Consider the following 3,408-nt stretch of genomic DNA (forward strand, 5'->3'; position numbering starts at 1 on the left):
AACAACGTGCAGAACTTGAGCCAAGCCAGCGAATATTGCTAGAACTAGCGCACACATTTGGCCGTGAAACCAACGACCTCATCCAGTAGTCTCAGTCCTGCTTGACCTACACCTAGCAAGTCTCTAGCGTGTACCGATCTGAGGCGCATTCGCCCCTTCTCAAACTTTATTTACCCATTCTAAATCATGATCGTTAAACCAAAAATTCGCGGATTCATCTGCACTACCTCACACCCAGATGGCTGCGCTGCACATGTGCACGAGCAAATCGACTATGTAAAGTCCCAGCCAAAGATCGAGAACGGTCCTAAGAACGTGCTGGTGATTGGTTCCTCTACTGGCTACGGCCTAGCATCACGCATCGTCCCAGCATTTGGCGGTGGGGCAAACACCCTCGGCCTCTTCTTCGAAAAGCCGGGTTCAGAAAAGCGCACAGGATCTGCTGGTTGGTACAACACTGCTGCTTTCGAAAAAGCTGCTACAGCTGAAGGCCTCTTTGCTAAATCACTCAATGGCGATGCTTTCTCTAACGAGCTCAAGCAACAAGCTATCGACATCATCAAAAACGACATGGGCGGCAAGATCGACCTCATCGTTTATTCTCTAGCATCCCCACGTCGTACGGACCCTAACACTGGTGATGTCTACAAATCTGTCCTCAAAACAACTGGCGGTGAGTACACTAACAAGACTCTCAACACCGATAAAGGTGAAGTCGACGAAGTCACAATCGGCGCAGCAACTGCTGAAGAAATCGACCACACTGTGAAGGTGATGGGCGGAGAAGACTGGGAAATGTGGGTCAACGCATTGGCTGACGCTGATGTGCTTGCTCAAGGCATCAAAACTGTCGCTTATTCTTACATCGGTCCTGAACTCACTTGGCCAATCTACACCGATGGCACCATCGGTCAGGCGAAGAAAGATGTCGAAAAATCCTGCGCCACGCTCGACGCAAAGCTCAAGGCGTCACTCGGCGGCGAAGCATTCGTTTCAGTAAACAAAGCACTCGTCACTCAGGCGTCATCAGCTATCCCTGTCGTACCACTCTACATTTCTATCCTCTACAAAGAGATGAAAGCTAAAGGCCTCCACGAAGGTTGCATCGAGCAAATCGAGCGACTCTTCTCTGACCGCCTCTACGCTGCTGACCGCAAGCTCGACGATGCTGGACGTATCCGTATCGACGACTGGGAAATGCGCGACGACATCCAGGCAGCCGTCTCTAAGATCTGGGATTCGGTTTCTAACGAGAACTTCTCAGACGTCTCCGACTTTAAAGGCTACCAAGACGAATTCCTCAAGCTCTTTGGCTTCGGAATCGATGGAGTTGACTACGACGCCGAGGCTGATCCAGCCACAGCAGTCCCATCACTAGCTGAGTAATGTAAAAGAAGCGTCCCGCTTCTTTCAAAAATTTCCAAAGCGCCTCGCCCGGTCTCACAGGCAAGGCGCTTTTTCTACATTTATCCACCCCAATGAAAATAGACTACCTTTTACCACGCGAGACCCTCAAGACGGGAGCCAAGATCCACTACAACAAAAGGCTGGTCGTAAAATACGTTCTGTTTATTTACATCATCGGGTTGATACCAGCCTATTCGATGTTTGGCGAAGCCAACTACACAGGAATCGCTGGGCTCTACATTGTTTTATTCTGCCTGATGCCACTGAACCGTCTGTTCTATGCTGCGCGTGTTTCTAAGTATACCTTTAAAGCCAAAGCTAAGCAAGTCCCCCACACCGTATAGGTCACAGAAAATGGTCTCAATTTCTCCTTTCCCACTGCATCTAGCAGCACAGCTTGGGCAAATTTTATGACTACCACAAATCACCCTCTAGGGCTTCTTATCTACCCTCAGAAAAACATCTTTTTCTTTATCCCTGCCACAGCGACAATCACAGACGGCACATGGGAGGAATTAACCGAACTCCTGAAAACGCAAATTGAAAAGAAAATCTAGCCCTGCGTGATCTTGTTGCATCGTCTCGAACGTGTCACGTAAAATTCTAAGCACCCAAAAACAAGACAATGAAATTGTCCTCCAACATCCACCTTTCCTACTGCACTAACATCCACCCAGCTGAAACATGGGAGGAGACCTTTACGGCACTTAAAGAGCACACACTTACCGTGCGTGACAAAGTTCTCTCTAGCCAACAGCTAGAGCCCGAGACTCCTTTCGCGATTGGCCTGAGGCTCTCAGCTAAAGCTGCCAATGCATTTTCCGATGGCGCAAAACTGGATGACTTCATCGCTTGGATGAAAAAGGAAAACACCTACGTCTACACAATCAATGGATTTCCCTACGGAGCCTTCCACGGCACACGGGTGAAAGAAAAAGTCTACCAACCGGACTGGACGACCCCCGAGAGACTCAGCTACACGCTGGAGCTTTTCAACATCATAGCCGAACTCGCACCTGCGGATGTCGGTGGATCCGTCTCTACGCTCCCTGGTTCATTCAAAGAATTTGATGCCAACGAGGAACTGATTTTCAAGAACCTCTACGCCTGCGCAGTCCATATCGAATTACTTTCTGAGCAATACGAAAAAGACCTGCACCTTGGGCTTGAGCCTGAGCCGCTCGGGCATTTTGAGAACACACAGGAAACGATCGAGTTCTTCATCCGCTTCCACCAGTGGGCAGAGAAAAATGATCTAGAAGCTGACATCCTCTCCAAACGAATCGGCGTCAACTACGACACCTGCCACTTTGCCCTCGAATACGAAGATTGCCACGCTTCTCTCACCCGCTTCGAAAATGCAGGCATCCGCATTTCCAAAATTCATCTCTCTAACGCGCTCTCGATTGATCCACTAGACAGCGAGGCGCAAATGGCAATCCGCGCCTTCGATGAACCAACCTACCTCCATCAGGTGCTCATCAAGAAGGAGGATGACTCGATCCTACGCTTCCGCGATCTCCCCGAATACTTTGCTGCGAGCAAGTCATCTAACTACCCGCACGATGGAGCCACCGAGGCTCGTATCCACTTCCACATCCCACTCTATGATGCCCCTGCCCCCCCTTTGGGATCGACCCGTGACCACGCAGAAGCAGCACTAGCATTCCTCAAGCAAAAGCCAGAAACCTGCCCACACCTAGAAATGGAAACCTACACATGGGGAGTGTTACCCAACGCTCTACAGATCCCTATTGAAGACCAACTGACTCAGGAGTACCTGTGGACTCTTAAGCAAGTAGCTAGTGGTGAGTAGCAAGTGGCTCGTACCCTCGATATGATGAAACTTTCTGCCCTAGATTTCATCGTACAGGAAATCTTACCTCTCAAATCATACATCATCAATCCATCATGACTAAACTCTCAGCAATCCTGGCCACAGGACGCATCTCTAACCTCCCCACTGTTTGGTGTAATGTGTTGGTCGCTTTTTTGTTAGTT

General features: G+C 49.5%; 4 protein-coding genes. All 4 read left to right on the plus strand.

The annotated features are described in order from the left end of the window. The first annotated feature begins 186 nt into the window (after positions 1-186). The 4 genes from fabV (at position 187) to eboE (ending at position 3,223) form a co-directional block, all read left to right on the plus strand. Positions 187-1,386: an enoyl-ACP reductase FabV gene (gene fabV / locus ABGY95_RS00950; protein ID WP_347439803.1), complete on the plus strand. Its 1,200-nt coding sequence runs from the start codon at positions 187-189 to the stop codon at positions 1,384-1,386. Between the two features lie 92 nt (positions 1,387-1,478). Then, on the plus strand, positions 1,479-1,751 hold the full coding sequence (locus tag ABGY95_RS00955) for a hypothetical protein (RefSeq protein ID WP_347439804.1): 273 nt from the start codon (positions 1,479-1,481) through the stop codon (positions 1,749-1,751). 66 nt (positions 1,752-1,817) lie between these two features. Further along, complete coding sequence (locus ABGY95_RS00960) at positions 1,818-1,964, plus strand: hypothetical protein (protein WP_347439805.1); 147 nt, start codon at positions 1,818-1,820, stop codon at positions 1,962-1,964. 68 nt (positions 1,965-2,032) lie between these two features. Then, entirely contained in the window at positions 2,033-3,223 is a 1,191-nt protein-coding gene (gene eboE, locus ABGY95_RS00965; RefSeq protein ID WP_347439806.1) for a metabolite traffic protein EboE, read from the plus strand. The last annotated feature ends 185 nt before the right edge of the window (positions 3,224-3,408 follow it).

The organism is Rubritalea sp., from assembly GCF_039830215.1.
Classification (GTDB): Bacteria; Verrucomicrobiota; Verrucomicrobiia; order Verrucomicrobiales; family Akkermansiaceae; genus Rubritalea.

Excerpts from the sequence above, each read along its gene's own strand:
- fabV (WP_347439803.1), top strand. The coding sequence starts at position 187 with ATGATCGTTAAACCAAAAATTCGCGGATTCATCTGCACTACCTCACAC.
- ABGY95_RS00955 (WP_347439804.1), top strand. The coding sequence starts at position 1,479 with ATGAAAATAGACTACCTTTTACCACGCGAGACCCTCAAGACGGGAGCC.
- ABGY95_RS00960 (WP_347439805.1), top strand. The coding sequence starts at position 1,818 with ATGACTACCACAAATCACCCTCTAGGGCTTCTTATCTACCCTCAGAAA.
- eboE (WP_347439806.1), top strand. The coding sequence starts at position 2,033 with ATGAAATTGTCCTCCAACATCCACCTTTCCTACTGCACTAACATCCAC.